The sequence below is a fragment of the Trichocoleus sp. DQ-A1 genome, assembly GCF_039961955.1.
Lineage (GTDB): Bacteria > Cyanobacteriota > Cyanobacteriia > Cyanobacteriales > FACHB-T130 > FACHB-T130.
Genome location: NZ_JAMPKE010000001.1, coordinates 86,447 through 103,012 on the forward strand (window position 1 = coordinate 86,447; position 16,566 = coordinate 103,012).

General features: G+C 46.8%; 17 protein-coding genes and 1 pseudogene. 7 read left to right on the forward strand and 11 right to left on the reverse strand.

All coding sequences use genetic code 11. The features are described from left to right. Positions 1 to 239 precede the first annotated feature (239 nt). Positions 240 to 1,649 carry a hypothetical protein gene (locus NDI33_RS00340; protein ID WP_190678089.1) on the reverse strand — a complete coding sequence of 470 codons (1,410 nt, stop codon included), beginning with the start codon at positions 1,647 to 1,649 and terminating at the stop codon, positions 240 to 242. Between the two features lie 648 nt (positions 1,650 to 2,297). Here NDI33_RS00340 and NDI33_RS00345 point away from each other — a divergent pair. Continuing rightward, positions 2,298 to 3,131: a slipin family protein gene (locus NDI33_RS00345; RefSeq protein WP_190429825.1), complete on the forward strand. Its 834-nt coding sequence runs from the start codon at positions 2,298 to 2,300 to the stop codon at positions 3,129 to 3,131. On the opposite strand, the gene NDI33_RS00350 is transcribed toward NDI33_RS00345, so the two are convergent. The 3 genes from NDI33_RS00350 to NDI33_RS00360 all read right to left on the reverse strand — a co-directional run bounded on the left by NDI33_RS00350 (position 3,097) and on the right by NDI33_RS00360 (position 6,270). Continuing rightward, positions 3,097 to 4,443, reverse strand: coding sequence for an FAD-dependent hydroxylase (locus tag NDI33_RS00350; protein WP_190678092.1), 1,347 nt, complete (start codon positions 4,441 to 4,443; stop codon positions 3,097 to 3,099). The genes NDI33_RS00345 and NDI33_RS00350 overlap by 35 nt on opposite strands. 394 nt (positions 4,444 to 4,837) lie before the next feature. Further along, complete coding sequence (locus NDI33_RS00355; RefSeq protein ID WP_190412172.1) at positions 4,838 to 5,293, reverse strand: orange carotenoid protein N-terminal domain-containing protein; 456 nt, start codon at positions 5,291 to 5,293, stop codon at positions 4,838 to 4,840. Positions 5,294 to 5,496: 203 nt separating this feature from the next. Then, the gene (locus tag NDI33_RS00360) at positions 5,497 to 6,270 is read right to left on the reverse strand and encodes a YebC/PmpR family DNA-binding transcriptional regulator (RefSeq protein ID WP_190412171.1); all 774 of its coding nucleotides are present in this window, start codon (positions 6,268 to 6,270) and stop codon (positions 5,497 to 5,499) included. Between the two features lie 435 nt (positions 6,271 to 6,705). On the opposite strand from NDI33_RS00360, the gene NDI33_RS00365 reads away from it, so the two are divergent. Further along, on the forward strand, positions 6,706 to 8,040 hold the full coding sequence (locus NDI33_RS00365) for an ABC transporter substrate-binding protein (protein ID WP_190678095.1): 1,335 nt from the start codon (positions 6,706 to 6,708) through the stop codon (positions 8,038 to 8,040). Between the two features lie 88 nt (positions 8,041 to 8,128). Here NDI33_RS00365 and NDI33_RS00370 read toward each other — a convergent pair whose 3' ends face one another. After that, on the reverse strand, positions 8,129 to 9,175 hold the full coding sequence (locus NDI33_RS00370; RefSeq protein ID WP_190436112.1) for a glucokinase: 1,047 nt from the start codon (positions 9,173 to 9,175) through the stop codon (positions 8,129 to 8,131). 4 nt (positions 9,176 to 9,179) lie between these two features. Beyond that, positions 9,180 to 9,824, reverse strand: coding sequence for a histidine phosphatase family protein (locus tag NDI33_RS00375; protein ID WP_190436114.1), 645 nt, complete (start codon positions 9,822 to 9,824; stop codon positions 9,180 to 9,182). Between the two features lie 729 nt (positions 9,825 to 10,553). Between NDI33_RS00375 and NDI33_RS00380 the strand changes: the two genes are divergently transcribed. The 3 genes from NDI33_RS00380 to mutY all read left to right on the forward strand — a co-directional run bounded on the left by NDI33_RS00380 (position 10,554) and on the right by mutY (position 13,371). Continuing rightward, the gene (locus tag NDI33_RS00380; protein WP_190412167.1) at positions 10,554 to 11,513 is read left to right on the forward strand and encodes an RNA polymerase sigma factor, RpoD/SigA family; all 960 of its coding nucleotides are present in this window, start codon (positions 10,554 to 10,556) and stop codon (positions 11,511 to 11,513) included. 355 nt (positions 11,514 to 11,868) lie between these two features. Beyond that, complete coding sequence (locus NDI33_RS00385; RefSeq protein WP_190412166.1) at positions 11,869 to 12,216, forward strand: DUF760 domain-containing protein; 348 nt, start codon at positions 11,869 to 11,871, stop codon at positions 12,214 to 12,216. A 30-nt stretch (positions 12,217 to 12,246) separates the two neighbouring features. Then, a complete protein-coding gene (mutY, locus tag NDI33_RS00390; protein ID WP_190678098.1) occupies positions 12,247 to 13,371 on the forward strand; it encodes an A/G-specific adenine glycosylase in 1,125 nt (374 codons plus the stop codon). 128 nt (positions 13,372 to 13,499) lie between these two features. Here the strand turns inward: mutY and NDI33_RS00395 are convergent, their stop codons facing one another. The 3 genes from NDI33_RS00395 to NDI33_RS00405 form a co-directional block, all read right to left on the reverse strand. Beyond that, entirely contained in the window at positions 13,500 to 13,709 is a 210-nt protein-coding gene (locus tag NDI33_RS00395; protein ID WP_190678100.1) for a hypothetical protein, read from the reverse strand. A 195-nt stretch (positions 13,710 to 13,904) separates the two neighbouring features. Beyond that, on the reverse strand, positions 13,905 to 13,976 hold the full coding sequence (locus tag NDI33_RS00400; protein WP_190678563.1) for a hypothetical protein: 72 nt from the start codon (positions 13,974 to 13,976) through the stop codon (positions 13,905 to 13,907). Between the two features lie 63 nt (positions 13,977 to 14,039). Continuing rightward, complete coding sequence (locus NDI33_RS00405) at positions 14,040 to 14,183, reverse strand: hypothetical protein (protein WP_190678102.1); 144 nt, start codon at positions 14,181 to 14,183, stop codon at positions 14,040 to 14,042. Here NDI33_RS00405 and NDI33_RS00410 point away from each other — a divergent pair. Further along, complete coding sequence (locus NDI33_RS00410; protein ID WP_190412162.1) at positions 14,175 to 14,558, forward strand: hypothetical protein; 384 nt, start codon at positions 14,175 to 14,177, stop codon at positions 14,556 to 14,558. The two genes, NDI33_RS00405 and NDI33_RS00410, sit on opposite strands and share 9 nt — an antisense overlap. On the opposite strand, the pseudogene NDI33_RS00415 reads toward NDI33_RS00410, so the two are convergent. Beyond that, positions 14,546 to 15,300 (reverse strand): annotated as a pseudogene (locus NDI33_RS00415) (aminotransferase class I/II-fold pyridoxal phosphate-dependent enzyme). The gene NDI33_RS00410 and the pseudogene NDI33_RS00415 overlap by 13 nt on opposite strands. Before the next feature lie 156 nt (positions 15,301 to 15,456). Further along, complete coding sequence (locus tag NDI33_RS00420; RefSeq protein ID WP_190412161.1) at positions 15,457 to 15,651, reverse strand: hypothetical protein; 195 nt, start codon at positions 15,649 to 15,651, stop codon at positions 15,457 to 15,459. Positions 15,652 to 16,189: 538 nt separating this feature from the next. Between NDI33_RS00420 and NDI33_RS00425 the strand changes: the two genes are divergently transcribed. Next, positions 16,190 to 16,528: an STAS domain-containing protein gene (locus NDI33_RS00425; RefSeq protein ID WP_190429570.1), complete on the forward strand. Its 339-nt coding sequence runs from the start codon at positions 16,190 to 16,192 to the stop codon at positions 16,526 to 16,528. The last annotated feature ends 38 nt before the right edge of the window (positions 16,529 to 16,566 follow it).

Sequence of the window (16,566 nt, forward strand, 5' to 3'; positions counted from 1 at the left end):
TCTACTATTTGGGAGCATTTCAATTGTAAAAATTTACATGGAAGGGGTTCTATCCTCTCTTTAAGCATCGCAAATAGGATTTCTCCCTTCCCTTCTCTCTCTATTCCCTCGTTTTCCGGAGAGAAGATAAGAAATATAGCAACATCTGAGTTGCGTAGATGCCACTCTCCGGGATACGGCAATACCGTATCCCTAGCTCATTCCAGCCTAAGTTTGAAAAAAACTGGTAAATTCTTAATCTATCGCCGAACAATTTGGTGCAATTGTTCCACTTCATCTAAGATTTTATCCATTCCGGCTTCGGCAATGCCTTTGACGTAGTTAATTTTGATTTCTTCTAACATATCTACAAGTAAAGATTCGATTTCCTTAAAGTTGTCTTTTTTCTGTAATTCCACCTCTAAAGCTTTTCCAAAGTTATCAATTAACCGAGTCGTTAATTCTGTCCCGACTGGATCTTCAACTGCTTTCAGGGCGTTGCTGTAAGCAGTTTGAGATAAATTTTTAGCGAGATTTTCACTAATCTGGCTAGGTAAACGGCTCAAACCCGGAACATTTTGGAATTGCTGAAAAACCGGAAATTGCTTGAGACTACTTTCTAGACTGTGATGTACTAAAGCTTCTAAATCAGGCTGAATTTGGGGGAGAACATTATGGACACTGAGGTTAATTAGGCGAGTTGCGATCGCTTGCACCTCATTAGTGTTATTGATATTAATATAGGGGCGGCTATTCCCCGGATGAAACAGCCTGCGTGCGAGATCGCCGCGTTGAATCGCTCCTTGCATTTGGTTAATTACCTGTATCCCCATAATTTCAGTCAATTCTTCAGCGAAGTTAGCTACAAAATCATGGTTAATTTGCTGCCGTACAGGCTCAAAATTTAGTAATTCAGATTGATAGAGGCGAACCATTACCGGAATGACTCGCAGCCACCGCCACAAGGGTAGCAGCAAAAACAGGTCATACCATCGCCGCAGCATTCCCTGTAGCCAGCTAAAGTTAGGATATTGGCGTCTGATATAGAAAGTGCGAACCAAAAATTCTAGAGCGAATAAAATTGTAAACGGTAAGTCAAGCAACCAAAATTCATCAAAAAATTTTCCATTGATTCCCAAACTGCGATAGTAGTTAGTCTGAATCAAAGGGCGAGTTTCTGTATTAAAGAAGTTGAGTTCTTGCTGCCAACCGGCTTGGGAAAGATAAGCTTGACTCCAAAATTCATTAAAGGCTTGATGTGCAGATTCCTTACCCACGCGATCGCGCACTTGATTCTTAATTTTTTCTAAAGCACCGCTTTTCTTCGCCAGCGCAAATGGATTATCTTCAATCATTTCATTACTGCGGCTACGCAAGTCCTGTAGCAAGCTTTCTACCTCTGCTGACTCTAGCCCAGTCTGCATCACTTGCTGTTCCAGTTCGTTCACCCGATTGAGATAAGCTTGTGTTTCTCGATGCGGTTCAATTCCTTTAATTGGATCGTACACCTGAATGAGACTGGAAATTTCCCGAAGGTAGAAATCACGCCAGGGTATGTAACTGAGATCAAACAACACAAAAGCAAAGTTGATCGTGGCAATGATTGCCATCAATCTCTCAAACCAGCGGTGGCGGACGGGAGGCTTTCTGATAGCGAGTTTTGATTCCATAAGTCTGTCAGATGAGTATATTCCTTAAAAAAGTATGGAATTCTCTGGAAAAACTCGCAATCTATACTAAGCAAGTTGACGAATCGGTAATATGGCTGCAACCAGGCAAGACCAATCCGGTTCGCCAGATTTTATTTTACTTAGAATTCCTCATAAATCCATGATGATTAGGGGATTAGGGGAAAAGGCAACCATCGTGCTAAAAAAGAAAATTGTGATAATGCAGTGGTAGCGTACGGGAAGGATTGTTCGCAGGAAGGTCTATGCCGAAACGCTCCTGCTTTTGGGAATTCCTGTTTTCGACACAGCCAAATTCAGTGGCTGAGAAGAGGCGGAAGTGACAATCATCACAAACCTGGACAAAAGTTGTCACATTTGGGCAACCCTTTCATCACAAGTCTCCATTAATCAATCGCTAATATTGGAGACATCCGCGATTTTTCAGCCAGTTATAAGTGAGGAGAAGGTTATGAAAATTATCTTAACAATTCGGTGGTTAGTTCAAATAATTGTTTTGCAATTTATTACTCTTAGCGTGGCATCCATACTGCTGCTTTGGTTTGCCAGATCCGGCTGGTAATCGGTATCCTGCTATAACTCTGTCAGCGAGTCTAGAATGGGCTTAGTAACGATTTCCTTTTGCCAAATATGGGCACCACTCTAGGCACACTTTTAGTTTTCTTTTTCGTTCTAGCAGCTTCTGGACTTAAACTAGATCGAGAATACGAACGCGGCGTCATCTTTCGACTGGGTAGAACAAAGGGCGTTATGGGGCCAGGGATGTATTGGATTATTCCCTGGATCGATCAAAAAATGCAGATCGATGTCCGTACCAAAACGGTGAATATTGAACCCCAAGAAACTGTTACGGCGGACAGCGTGACGATTAAAGTAAATGCTGTTCTTTATTACCGAATTCTTGACCCGTCAAAGGCTATCAATCGGGTTGAAGATTACAATATGGCGGTTTACCAAATCGCATTGACGACTTTACGGAATGTGGTTGGTCAAAATATCCTGGATGATGTCTTACAAAGCCGCGATAAGATTAACACCAAAGTCCAAGAAATAGTCGATGAAATCACAGAACCTTGGGGGATTGTGATTGAACGGGTGGAAATGAAAGACGTGGAAATTCCCCTAGCGATGCAACGGGCAATGGCAAAAGAAGCGGAAGCTATTCGAGAAAAACGAGCCAGGCTCATTAAAGCAGCGGCAGAACAGGAAGCTTCAATTAAGTTAGCCGAAGCTTCTCAAATGATTATGAAAAACCCCGCTGTATTAGAGCTGCGACGCCTACAAATGCTGACAGAAATTGGGGCAGAAAATAATACGACGACAGTGATTATGATGCCGTCCGATATCATTCAAGCAGCAAAGAATTTGACCACTGGAATCTCGAATGGCAATCAAGCCGAGGTACGTCCTTTTCAACCAGAGGTCATTTTTACCGAGAAGCCAGTTCCGGATGACGCCCTCTAAGCCCTGTCATTAGCTGCAAAGCAAAGGTCTTAACGGGACGAATTCGCCGCAGCATCCATAAACCCAAGCGGCGAATTGCTACCACTGGCAACCAATTATTAGAAAACATCCGATCTAAGAAATCGGTAAAGCCTAAAATTGTTAGGTTTTCTTGTTTACGCCAGCGTTCGTAACGTTTAAGTACCTGTATATCCCCGATATCTTCCCCTAAATTATGGGCAGATTTTAAAACTTGAGCGATCGCTGCTGCATCCCGAATCCCCAAATTCATGCCTTGTCCCGCTACCGGATGGCAACAATGGGCAGCATCGCCAATCAGGGCGAGTCGGGGAAGCGTGTAGCGATCGCTTTGCATCAATTGCACCGGGAAAACATAGCGATCGCCTTCTAGTTCTAGACGCCCCAACAGTCCAGCAGTGCGTCGTTCCAGTTCCGCCAAAAACTCTTTTTCGTCAATTTCCTTCAAAGCTTTCGCTTCTGTATGCGGGGCAGTCCAAACAACTTGGCAGCGGTTCCCCGGTAGCGGTAGAACCCCCATCGGGCCACTCGGCCAAAAGCGTTCGTAGGCGATATTCTGGTGGGGTTTTTCTGGTTTAATCGTTGCCACCACACAGGATTGCCAGTAATGCCATCCTTGGGTGCGGATACCAGCGGCTTCGCGGATGGGCGATCGCGCCCCATCCGCCGCTACCAGCAAGCGCGTTCTGATTTTGGATGTTTGCTTCCCCTGATCGCCCCCGCTGTTTGAGGGGGGATTGGGGGGGATCTCCGAGGCTTGAGAAGATTGAATTTTAGAGTGGGGGATCTCCCCTCTGACAGCAATTTCGATCTCTACCGCGTCAGCTTGATAGTCTGCACTTACCACTTCCGCCGGACACAACCAAGACACATTCGGGCAATCTCTCAAGCTATCCTGCAAAGCCGTCAGCAGCACCCGATGTTCCGCCCCATACCCTAGCCTTTCTGTCCCTAAATCTTGGGGAGAAAATTGCACGATGCCGGGATAATCGGCGTCAGATAAGCGAATTTGTTGAAATGCATTGATTTGAGGCAGTATTTTATCCCAAACCCCCATACCCTCGAAAATGCGCCCCGACATGAGGGAGATGGCATAAGCGCGTCCGATGGCAACAGCAGCAGACTGGGGCGATCGCTCAATTAACGCTACCCGCAGCCCAGAATCTTTTAAGGCACAAGCGAGAGTTGCCCCAATAATTCCACCGCCCACAATTGCTAAGTCGTAGTCAAAGCCTTGCTGGGCTGCCGATGTCTGCGGCGACGAAATTGTTTGAACGGTCTGTTCCAGCGCCATTGTTAACAAAATTAGTCAAAACAATAAGAATATTTACTATTGTGACGCGAACACATGGAGCAATCAAGTTGAGAAGCGCGATGTCTAGTAAACAACCGAATCCCCAGGCTCTTTCCTTGCCCTTGGTGGCTGGGAATTCGGTTTTTGGACGCCAACAAGTATTGGGTTAGGGAGAGGACAACACACCGATGCTCTGGATGCAGTTTGGTAGAATAAAAAATTACCCCACTAATTGCTTTGCACTTAGTGGGGGATGCATAACGAGGAAGCTTGCTAAAGGTTAGGCATCTGAAGTAGCTTCCTCTTTCTTATTAGCGGTCTCTAGAAGAGATGTTTTGAAAATCGGTGCAATGTTTAAGACTGATTTCATACTCTCAAAGGGCACAACTTCAGACTACTTAGCACCCATTTCGATTACAGCACTGCGGGTGAAATTAATCCGCTCTTCAAAGTCCAGTTGCTTGATTTGAGCAACAAAATCGTTGGTTTCTTCGGGCAGTTGATAGTCAGAAGGCACCGTAATGATTTCACCTTTGTCCATGCCTTGTGCCAACCGCAGCCACACATCCAGCTTAGAGCTAGAACTTACAGCTTTATAGGCACGGCTAATATCAGTATCGGCTCGTGAAGCGATGTCGCGTTGCGCCTGTAGCTGTTCTTCCTTGGGCATTGCCAGGATTGCATGGTACAAGGCGGCAGCTTCTTCTTGGGCAGAAGTGGCATTTGCTGGTGTCAGTTGGTCTTTGATGTCGAGGTAGCCGAACCACAGGATGGCAAGCTGAGTATCTACATCAAAGCCCTGAAACTTTTGTAAGGCTTGTTTGCTGGTGTCGTTGGTAGTAAATGTCATTTATGAATCTCCGATTGTTTTGCTTTAATGACAGCTCAGGGAACTGAGCCGCTGAAACAAGTTCGTTTTGCCTCAATATTAAGATTTAATAAGCTGGCGACCGGAGATTAACCTCGCTTAAGACAGAGATAGCGATCGCGCCTGAAGACAGATGTAGATACACGCGATCGCTCTTAAGGCAGGGAAAACAGAATTCCCATCAATTAGCCATTCACTAAACTCAGAGACATCAGCTCATCCGCCATCTCGAAGTTAGCGGTAACGTTTTGCACATCATCGAGTCCTTCCAAGGTGTCAATTAATTTGAGGAGCGATCGCGCCTGCTGTGAATCGCCAACTTCCACCGTATTGTTAGGAATCCAGCGCAGTTCCACCTCGGTGACTTTAAAGCCTTTCTCCTTTAAGGTTCGCTCTAGGTTCTCCAAATTTGCCACAGAGGTAAACACGTCGGCTCCCTCCGTATCCTCCTCCTGTGTCAGTTCGTAGGACTCAGCACCCCCTTCCAGGGACGATTCCAATAGCTCCTCTTCGTCAACCACTCCTTGCAGGATACAGACACCTTTCTGCTCAAACATCCACGAGACGCAGCCTGTTTCACCGAGATTCCCGCCATTTTTGCTAAAAGCCGCTCTCAAATCAGCGGCGGTACGATTGCGATTATCGGTGAGCGCTTCCACCAAAATCGCCACGCCGCCGGAACCATAACCTTCGTAGCGAATTTCTTCTAGCTGAGCGCCATCCGCTCCCCAAGTCCCTGCACCTTTCGCGATCGCTCGTTCAATATTCTCATTCGGAATCCCAGCCGCCTTCGCCTTATCAATCGCCGTGCGGAGTTGAAAATTACCTGCTGGGTCGGGTATACCACTGCGAGCTGCCACAATAATCGCGCGAGCTAGCTGGGTGAAGGTTTTGCCCTTCACTGCATCCACTCTCGCCTTCTGACGCTTAATATTTGCCCACTTACTATGTCCAGCCATAGACTGAAATTATTTATACGATCGTCCAAACATAGGATAAACAAAAATCAACCGTACTTCATACCAAGCCTGTCTGCTTAGGAGGATGCCTGAAAAGTCATAATCGAGATGCTTAAACGGTAGAGATCCCCCTAAATCTCCCGATAAATTGGGGGTCTTTGAGAAACTTATCCCTTCTTTTTAAGGGGGACTGGGAGGATAAAATCAACTTTTGACACTTCTCAGACATCCTCTTAATCTTGTTTCTATACCCTGCGTAGCCAATAGCTAAAGCTTTACTTTAAATCAATCAAGCAGATGTTTTAGTTTAAGCAAGAAAATTATAAGTGTAAAAAATATTTGCAAAAACCAATTGTTTTTAAGCAAAAAGATGGCTTTTAGTCGCTGATGATGAGTATTTTAAAGCTGTTTCGGTTCAAAATTGGGCATTCAATTATGTCAGTTGGATTTAACGGGTCTAGTAATTTTTTCCAAAAACTGTGGAGTTTTTTGAGCCGGGGGTTGCTATTAAGCATTGTTCTGTTAGGATTGGCAGGATGTCAGCTACAGTCGGGGCGTTCGGAAGCCGCGGATGTCATCCGACTGACGTTGTGGCAAGGGGTGAATCCGCCGCCGAATCGGGATGTGTTGCAGTCGCTGGTGGACAAGTTCAATCAGGCGCATCCGAAGATTCAGGTGGAATCCCTTTATGTGGGACAAGCGGATCAGCAGTTACCGAAGATTTTGGCAGCGGTAGTGGGAAATGCGCCGCCGGATCTGTTGTGGTTTAACGCAACCCTGACGGGTCAGTTAGTAGAATTGGATGCGATCGCGCCTATGGAAAATTGGCTGGCGCAATCCCCCGTCCGCGACGAAATTGACCCCGCGTTGTTTGAATCAATGCAGTACGCGGGTCATACTTGGTCGGTGCCGTTTGGGACGAATAATGTCGGAGTTTTTTATCGTCCCAGTTTGTTTAAGGCAGCGGGAATCACCGAGTTGCCCAAAACTTGGGACGAATTGCGGCAAGTTGCTCGTACTTTAACCCGCGATACAAATAGCGACAAGCGCATCGACCAACACGGGATGTTTTTGCCCTTAGGAAAGGGAGAATTTGCAGTATTCCTTTGGTTGCCATTTATGTGGAGTGGCGGCGGTGAGTTGGGAAATGCTCAAGGGCAAGAAGCTTCTGCGATCGCTTTAGCCAACAATCAAGGCGCGATCGCTGCCCTTCAATTTTGGCGCAATTTAATTGAAGACGGCTCAACCATTCTGTCTCTACCAGAACGAGGCTATGAAACCGATAACTTCCTTGCCGGAAAGGTCGCAATGCAACTGACTGGCCCTTGGACGCTGGGGCAACTGAAAGCCACTGGCGTTGATTTTGGCGTTTTCCCCATCCCAGCACAAAAAGAACAAGCTACGGCGACGGGGGGCGAGAATCTGTTTATTTTAAAAACAACCCCAGACCGAGAAAAAGCGGCATGGACGTTTGCTGAATATGTTGCGGGAGAGGAATTTCAGACCGAATGGGCACTCGGTACCGGCTACCTACCCGTAAATCTGAAGGCGCGGCAAAGTGCCAAATATCAAGCCTTTGTCGCCGAACAACCGGCGGTGAAAGTGTTTTTAGAGCAGGCAAAGTATGGGCGATCGCGTCCTATCTTCACGGGTTATAATCGGGTTTCCGAAAATGTCGGCAGAGCGCTGGAATCTGTCTTACTCGGCAAAAGTTCGCCCCAGGAAGCACTCAAAAACGCCCAGCAGCGGCTAGATTTGATTTTTAAGTAATTTAAACGCTTTCGGTACAGCAAATTTGTAAAGACGCCAAAGTATCCCCTCTTGGCAATCCGAAAGCGTTTCCCATTATTGACACTGGCTACAATCTAGCAGCACAGACGGCGGCTCCAATCAGTCCCACTCGCGGATTTAGCACAATATGCACCGGCATTCTTTCGAGTAACGGACTCACGCGACCTTTGTTCAGAAAGGCATGGAGGAAACTGCCTTCTTGAATCAACGGCAGAATTTTGGCGGCGATGCCACCAGCAACGTAAAGACCGCCATAAGGTAATAGTTTGATGGCAAGATTCCCGGCTTCGGCACCGTAAGCTTCCACAAAGATTTGCATCGTTTGTTCGCACAAGCGATCGCGCTTTTCCAAAGCAGCTTTACCAATAATCGCAGCGGGATCGATCGTCTTGTCTTTCTGCCCGATCTCTTGTTCCCAGTTTCTAATCATCTGCCCAATTTCTGACGATTCCTCAGCAATTTTCCGATCTCTTAGGAACTGGTAAATTGAGACGATGCCTAGACCGGAAACCACTCGCTCGACTGAAATTCGCTGAATATTGTGCTTATCGAGCAGATATTTCAACAGCTGAAATTCTAACTCCGAGCGAGGTGCAAAGTCAGCGTGTCCGCCTTCCGAGGGGAAAACTTTATGGGCGTTGGATGCTAAGCGGATTAAAAACCCTTGTCCTAAGCCGGTACCCGCACCAATCACGCCAATCGGGGCGTCTTCCTGATGCTTGCCAGCTTGCAAAGTGTACAAGTCTGATTCAGTTAAACCCAAGACACCATAGCCAACTGCGGCGAAATCGTTGATTAAACCAACCGCAGCGATTCCCAGTTGTTGCTCCAGCCGTTTGCTATCAAGCGACCAAGATAGATTTGTCAGGATAGAGGTGTTGTTGACAACAGGACCCGCGATCGCAAAACACGCTTTTTCCGGTTTCGGCGTCTCGCCTAGTTGTTCCGCCGCCGCCGTCAAAAACTGCCGCACCATTGGCACTAAATCGGGAAAATTGCCACTGGGGAAAATCTCCTCATACAGAGTTTGCAATAATTCCCCAGAATCAGACGCTTCTACCAAGCGCAGAATCGTCTTAGTACCCCCGATATCCCCTGCTAATAACAATCCCATGACCTTAATTAAACCGGATGACTTTTTCAGTTTGACTCAAGTGAGAAACATCTCCATTGAGTTCCATCACCCATTCTTCACCATCGCGCACCAGCTTAACCAAACAACACAGCGCGGCGTTTACTTCAGTTTCGGCTGTACCCCCCCGGATACCGAGAGTTGCACCCAGCACTGATGCACCGTGACCCACCAATAAGATATCTTCGGAAAACTCAGATGCAAGGCGTCTTGCGACTTCCCCAGAGCGTTCCATTACTTCTTCCCCAGTTTCGGGATAATTCGCGATTACGCGAGAAGTGTAACTGAGGTCAATTTGGGGAAATTGCTCGTGCAATGCTTCCATTGACATTCTTTCAGGCATCGCTGGCATCCAGTGAGGATTTAACCATTCGCTTAAGCCAGACTCAAGTTTGATGGGTAAATTCAGCACTTGTGCAACTTGGTGCGCCGTTTGTACCGTTCGCAGAAAGGGTGAGGCAAAAATATGGGCAATCTTTTCTCCCTTCAGGCGCTGCGCTAGTTGTTTGGCTTGCTCTACGCCGTCCTCAGACAGGGGTGGATCGTAGGGACGTTCGGCGGTTAAAAACCAGTCGGGGTTCACGAAGTCGAGGCGGTTGGCGTGTCTTGCAATCCAGACGGTTTGAGTCATCGGTTTAGGGAATAATGAGCAAAGAGCAAGCCGGATACGATTTTACCTAAAGGCCGCCGCCAATCAATTGTTGGAAGTGGCTGCTGGCTTCAGACGCGAACTGACAAGTCAGCGCTTCGCTATCGCTAGCTCGTCTTCTATAATCTAAAATCCAAAATGGTATAAGGCGATGGCGATCGCAGCCTCTTGAGCAAGCTGCCAATTTAATATACTCTGCAAAATCAATCTCAGTCGTTTCTCCCAAGTTTTCCAAGCGGAATAGACAGACCGGATTCTCCTCAAACTGCGATTACCAGGTTTTCTGGCACTTTGCGCCCAGAAAGTCATCCTTTTGCTTAAGAAAATCCCTATTTTTCGGCTTTTCGCTCTCAGACCTGGTGCAATAATGTAATACCGCGATCGCGTCCCTCACTGATGAGAGCAATTGCTCAATTGGAGTTGCTAACGCTTCGTAATACTTTTTCCTGGAGACCAAGGTGCCGCGAGCATCGTCCTACCCCCACCTATCAATGTCGCTGAGTGTCAGTAAGCATCTGCAAGATTTTTCTCATTTTGTTTCTCAAGATGCAATTATCCGATGGATTCGTGGGTACCCTTTTACTAGCTGATGTTGAAGGAAACGGCACGGGAACCCCCCTCTTGGGATAGACACAGCATCTTTCAGAAAGGTTACAATAGTTTACAATTGCGATCGCTTTAAATTATCGCTCTGATTCAAGACTCAGCGCTATGAAAACTGCTCAGACCTCTACAGATACCGTCCGTGCTTACTTGCGAGAAATTGGGCGCGTTCCCCTGCTTACTCACGAGCAGGAAATCCTTTATGGAAAACAAGTACAGCGCTTAGCTACCTTGCAGGAAGTAAAAAATTCACTCTTGTTGCAGTTAGGACACGAGCCAACCGACGAGGCGTGGGCTTCTTCAACTGGGTTGTCAGAGAAAGAGTTACAGCAGGCGATCGCAGTGGGTGAAATCGCCAAGCGCAAGATGGTCGAAGCCAACTTGCGGCTCGTCGTCTCGGTTGCCAAAAAGTACATCAAACGTAACGTAGACCTCTTGGACTTGATCCAGGAAGGCACAATGGGAATGCAACGGGGCGTCGAAAAATTTGATCCCACCAAAGGCTACCGATTTTCCACTTATGCTTATTGGTGGATTCGGCAGGCGATTACTCGCGCGATCGCAGAAAAAGGACGCACCATTCGCCTCCCCATTCACATCACCGAAAAACTCAACAAAATTAAGAAAGCTCAGCGCCAACTTGCTCAAAACCTGGGACGAGCTGCTACAGTCGGCGAACTCGCCGCCGAACTAGAATTGACCCCCAAGCAAGTTCGGGAGTACCTAGAGCGGGCGCGTCAGCCCCTTTCTTTGGATCTGCGTGTCGGAGATAATCAGGATACAGAACTGGTAGAACTACTGGAAGACACCGGCCCTTCCCCAGAAGACTTCGCAACTCAATCTTCCCTCCAAGTTGACTTAGAAAAACTAATGTCAGACTTAACGCCTCAACAACGCGAGGTATTAGCGCTGCGGTTTGGTTTAGCCGATGGACAAGCCATGACGTTGGCAAAAATTGGCGAACTTCTCAACATCAGTCGGGAACGAGTACGGCAAATCGAACGGGAAGCCCTCTCCAAGCTTCGCAAGCGCAAAGCCGATATGCGGGAATATATTGCGGCTAGCTAATTGAGGAGTTAGGACTGAGGAGTTAGGACTGAGGACTGAGGGCTGAGGACTGAGGAGTCAGGGATTAGGAGTCAGGGCTGAGGAGTTAGGGCTGAGGACTGAGGACTGAGTAGCCAGTTTTAAGTTTTGAGTATGAACTTTCTCAGCACTTAATAAAGGTAAAAGAATCCGCCGTTTAAAGTTCGGTTCTGCCCACTGTGACCCCGGAAGGAGCCTGCTAAATTAAGGGTATTAGAAGGATTTACAACTCTCGGAGCTAGTTTCCGAGTCGATCGATAGAACAAGTATTGAGCAGCGATCTACCCTGGTACAAGGATTTGAGAGTAGCTGCCTCTAGAAAGTACGGAGAAACAAAGTGAACAACCCGTCAAATCGAGTCTCAGAGTTCTTTGAAGGTGAGTCGGAAGGCGGCAACTTGCTTTGGCAATACGTCCAATCCATGAGTCCAGAGACGATTACTCAGCTTTCCAAACCCGCTTCTCAGGAAGTGTTTCAGGTGATGGAACGCAATATTGTCGGGCTGTTGGGGCATCTACCACCAGAACATTTTGGTGTAACGATCACCACCAATCGTGAAAACTTAGGGCGTATGCTGGCTTCGGCGATGATTAGCGGCTATTTCTTGCGGAACGCCGAACAAAGAATGACCTTTGAAAATGCCTTGACAGGTGCTACTGAAGTCAATGTATCTGATGCTGAATAGGCAAATTGAGCGGCATCAGCGCCAGTTCCGATGATTGTACTGCAATTGCAGCAACAAAGCGGCTCGGCAGACTGGGAAGTCAGTCTGCCGAGTTCTGCTATTTTGGAGTTTAGGCGATCGCTTCTAGCCTGGTACTCCCAAAACGGTCGAGACCTCCCCTGGCGTCACCACCCCGACCCCTACGCCATCTGGGTATCGGAAATCATGCTCCAGCAGACCCAGGTAAAAACAGTTATTCCTTACTACCAGCGGTGGTTAGCCCAATTTCCCACAATTGAAACCCTCGCCGCTGCTGACTTGCAGCAAGTCCTCAAAGCTTGGCAGGGACTCGGTTACTACGCCCGTGCCCGTAATCTGCACAAAGCCTCTCAGGAAATTATCCAACGTCACAACGGAATTTTTCCTACCCACCTATCAGACGTTTTAGCTTTATCCGGGATTGGACGCACCACCGCCGGGGGTATCCTCAGCGCCGCCTTCAATCAACCCGTGGCGATTCTAGATGGCAACGTCAAGCGGGTTTTAGCGCGGCTGGTAGCATTGCCAATGCCACCAACAAAAGCAACAAAACCGCTCTGGCAGCTCTCAGAGAGCCTCCTCGACCCCGAACAGCCCAGAGATTTTAATCAGGCGCTGATGGATTTGGGAGCCACTATCTGCACTCCCCACAACCCAGCCTGCAACAGATGTCCCTGGATGTCCCACTGTCGCGCATACAATTTGAATATTCAGTCAACTTTACCCATGCGCGAAACCTCCTCCCCCATCCCCCACAAAAATATTGGCGTTGCCGTTATCTGGAACGAGCAGAAAGAAATTCTTATCGATCGTAGACCCCAGAACGGTCTTCTGGGCGGTCTTTGGGAATTCCCTGGCGGCAAATTAGAGCCTGGTGAAACCGTCGAGGAATGCATTAAAAGAGAAATTCAGGAGGAATTGGGCATTGAAATTGAAGTGGGCAAACATCTCATCACCATTGACCACACCTATACCCACTTCCGCGTCACCCTCAACGTCCATCACTGTCGCCACCTCACAGGCATTCCTCAACCGATCGAATCCGATGAAATCCGCTGGGTGACACTGGACGAAATCGATCAGTTTCCCTTTCCCAAAGCGAACATCCAAATTATCGATGCCCTGCGGCAGGCTTAGAATTTTCTAATTCGATTTACGAATCGCAAAAACCCAAAGGACGCAAAGAGAAGAGGGAATAGTGCGATCGCACTCAATCTTTTTCTTTTTTATAAAATTTTTAGTATCATTCTGACTTCCAGACGACTTTACGCTGGCGGTAAGATTAAAGCCAAGGCACGATTTAGAATCTCTTTTTTATTAATGAGTTGTTCTAATTCTTCTAGCTCATAACGTCCTTCTTCTACCTCTAGGGAAGCCTCATCAATAGCATTCAAGTAGGCTTCTTCTACAATCGCTAACGATCCTTGGATGTCACCCTTTAGCAGTAATTCTTTCAGGTCTAATAGTTCTTCCATAACAGCTGATTTAATCCTCAGTTGTTTCTATTGAATTTTGAAGCGATCGCTCATCTGCATAGGAGTGGCAACGTTCCAGCTTTTTACGCACCTTAATGGTTCTTGGATGCTCTGTCCCTAAGCAGCCCTTAAAATCTCTAAAACTTGGTTGTAAAAGGTGTCAGCCTTATCATATCGCTCTTGAAATTCGCAGAGCTAAGCTAGGTGGTTGAGGGTTTTAGCTACATCAGGGTGCTTCTCTCCATACAGGCGTTTTCGCATTTCCAATGCTTGCTTGTATAACGGTTCGGCTTTCTCATCACCTTCAGAGGTAAATCAACCGAACTAAAGTCAAAGCGATCGCCCTCTTAACCCGCGACGGCGGGTTTCGTTTGTATAGCCGCGATTTATAAGCGCCGGTGCTTCTGAGACCACCCAACCAACTTCGTACAATAAAGAAGCAACTCGCACTAGCCATTCTTGATTGTGAAGCAAGCCTCAAGCGGTTCCGCCCCTAACTTTCAGCCTTGTCAGATTGTTTGTTTAGACCATGAAAATACTCGTCTGTACGCTGACGTGATACAAGTTGTCGATTCACGGCAGATATGCTGGGTGCGTCCTTTGATGCTTACTATCGTTTCAGACGATAATGCCAACGTGTTACCAACGCTGTACGATTTGCGTCAGGGTGCCGATTTAGTATGGCCTGTAACGTTGTTTCGACCAGCACTGGATACCGAGGTGATTCCCCTGTTAATGCAACTGGACGCCCCAGATGCGACAGCAGACGCCTCTGAGGCCCATCGGCAACTCAGTTGGTTTGTCCGCCAAGTTTGGCAAGCCAATCAGAGTGATTTTCAGGCTTCGTAGCGAATTTCAGCATCTCTGATGCTTTGAATCGCTTCGTGCATCCGTTCATCTGCCACGGTGAGAGCAATCCGAAAAAAGCTTTCCCCAGCAGCACCAGACCCGTTTCCAGGGGGCACGATCGGACCGCATTTCTCCAGTAACAGGGTGACAAATTCCGTTGAAGTATAACCTTTGGGAACGGGTACCCAAATAGAGAGGGTTGCTTTGGGAGACTCAATGGGCCATCCTAAAGATTGCAATCCGTCAACGATGATATTACGACTGTTTTGGTAAACTGAAATCACCGCTTGGCGTTCTTCTTGTGAGATTTCATAGGCAGCGATCGCTGCTCGTTGAATTGCCTTAAAAATGCCAGAATCTACATTGGTTTTAACTTGTCCCAGTCCCTTAATTTCGGTAGGATTCCCCACAACAAAACCAACCCACCCGGCGGTCATCTTGTAAGACTTAGATAAACTTTGAAATTCTATATTTAAGCCAGCGACACCCAAGCGGCGTTCCATCCAATCCGCAGCAGCTTTGCGGTATTCTTTAGTTCTCCGATCGGGGGGATAGTTATGAGTCGAAAGCTCGTTAATCGCCTCATGCATCGTCTGGACAATATGTGCTGGCGTCGGGCGGTCTGGAGCGCCAACTCCACTGTTGATGATGTCCACCCTTTGGCGACCGTTTCATGCTGCTTGCGATTAATCTTGGCAAATAGGTAGGACGGGGTCTTTTCTAAACGTTTGGCAAACTGCACGACGATTTAACAACTGAAAAAAAGAGCAAGTGCAAACAATTAGACAGTTGACCGCCAGGTGAGTCAAACGGATGAGAGATTGGTTTACAAAGATTCCAACGGCACAAGTATTGTCTCGTGCCATCGACTAAATCTGCCTTAAATTTTTAATGTCTTTCATGCACTAGGTACCAGTTGAATCCGACCGGCATCCATCTCTGACATGAGTAATTCCAGTGCCTCATAATCAACGTCAGAAATGTGACCCATTCTGGTCAATTCATAATTTATTTCGTTCTCTATATCTGGAGTTAATTTCTTAATATAGAGAGCTTTTTCTACCAGTTGACGAATCGCGTATGTAGTTCTCATAAAAACCGATAGAACTCCGCATTTAAAAATTATCGTTTGAATATATAGATGAACCAGTGATCTAAAAGTAGACTGTAAAGTGATCTAAATCACTGTGAGTTTCGCCCCAATTGCCGCTGATTTTTTAAATAATTTCCGACAACTCCATGAAGCTTCGGAGTTGATGCTTTATAGCAATAATATTATCGTTGATGAGTTTTAATCGTGTGAAGAATAGCCGCAGATGTCTGTTTGAAGACCTAAGCCCCTGCCTTGCAGAAATGCGCTTCGCATAGGATTATACAAAGAATACATCTGTCTTTGGTTAGATGCAGCGATTGTAAAAGATGGATAGAAGAATTTTCTTAATATAGAACTTCTAGAAAGTCCGTATTAAAGAACACGTTCTCAGGCAATCTTATTGAAAACTTTATATAAAAGGAGGTAACTAATGAAGATTTAGCAAATTACCTAAAAGGGGGTAGGCAATATCATATTTACCGTTTATTGTCGAAGCTATTACACAAATTTTTGTTTAGAGTTGAAACAGGATATTGTCATGCAAAATACGCTAGTTCGCCCCAACGTTGCAGTTATTCGCCCCCAAGGTCATATCAATGCATCGAATGCGGTTGAGTTCCAAGGTCAACTGACAGCAGCTGTTTCTTCACCCGATCAATCCATTGTGCTAGTTGATATGGCGCAAGTAGAGTTCCTCGATAGTGCTGGCTTGATGGCGTTTGTTTCGGCTCACCGTTTAGCACACAGTCTAGGACGGCGGTTTAGCCTCTCTTCAGTGTCGCCCTCCATTCGGATGATTTTTGAACTGGCTCAACTTGACGGAGTCTTTGAAATTTTAGAAAGTCCTGCCGCCTTGGAAGCAAACATTGGGGTATAGGAACAAGGAAATACTTCTAAAGGAAAAACTGAGAGGTT

Coding starts and splice junctions, on each gene's coding strand:
- NDI33_RS00340 (WP_190678089.1), bottom strand. CDS start 1,649: ATGGAATCAAAACTCGCTATCAGAAAGCCTCCCGTCCGCCACCGCTGG.
- NDI33_RS00345 (WP_190429825.1), top strand. CDS start 2,298: ATGGGCACCACTCTAGGCACACTTTTAGTTTTCTTTTTCGTTCTAGCA.
- NDI33_RS00350 (WP_190678092.1), bottom strand. CDS start 4,443: ATGGCGCTGGAACAGACCGTTCAAACAATTTCGTCGCCGCAGACATCG.
- NDI33_RS00355 (WP_190412172.1), bottom strand. CDS start 5,293: ATGACATTTACTACCAACGACACCAGCAAACAAGCCTTACAAAAGTTT.
- NDI33_RS00360 (WP_190412171.1), bottom strand. CDS start 6,270: ATGGCTGGACATAGTAAGTGGGCAAATATTAAGCGTCAGAAGGCGAGA.
- NDI33_RS00365 (WP_190678095.1), top strand. CDS start 6,706: ATGTCAGTTGGATTTAACGGGTCTAGTAATTTTTTCCAAAAACTGTGG.
- NDI33_RS00370 (WP_190436112.1), bottom strand. CDS start 9,175: ATGGGATTGTTATTAGCAGGGGATATCGGGGGTACTAAGACGATTCTG.
- NDI33_RS00375 (WP_190436114.1), bottom strand. CDS start 9,824: ATGACTCAAACCGTCTGGATTGCAAGACACGCCAACCGCCTCGACTTC.
- NDI33_RS00380 (WP_190412167.1), top strand. CDS start 10,554: ATGAAAACTGCTCAGACCTCTACAGATACCGTCCGTGCTTACTTGCGA.
- mutY (WP_190678098.1), top strand. CDS start 12,247: ATGATTGTACTGCAATTGCAGCAACAAAGCGGCTCGGCAGACTGGGAA.
- NDI33_RS00395 (WP_190678100.1), bottom strand. CDS start 13,709: ATGGAAGAACTATTAGACCTGAAAGAATTACTGCTAAAGGGTGACATC.
- NDI33_RS00420 (WP_190412161.1), bottom strand. CDS start 15,651: ATGAGAACTACATACGCGATTCGTCAACTGGTAGAAAAAGCTCTCTAT.
- NDI33_RS00425 (WP_190429570.1), top strand. CDS start 16,190: ATGCAAAATACGCTAGTTCGCCCCAACGTTGCAGTTATTCGCCCCCAA.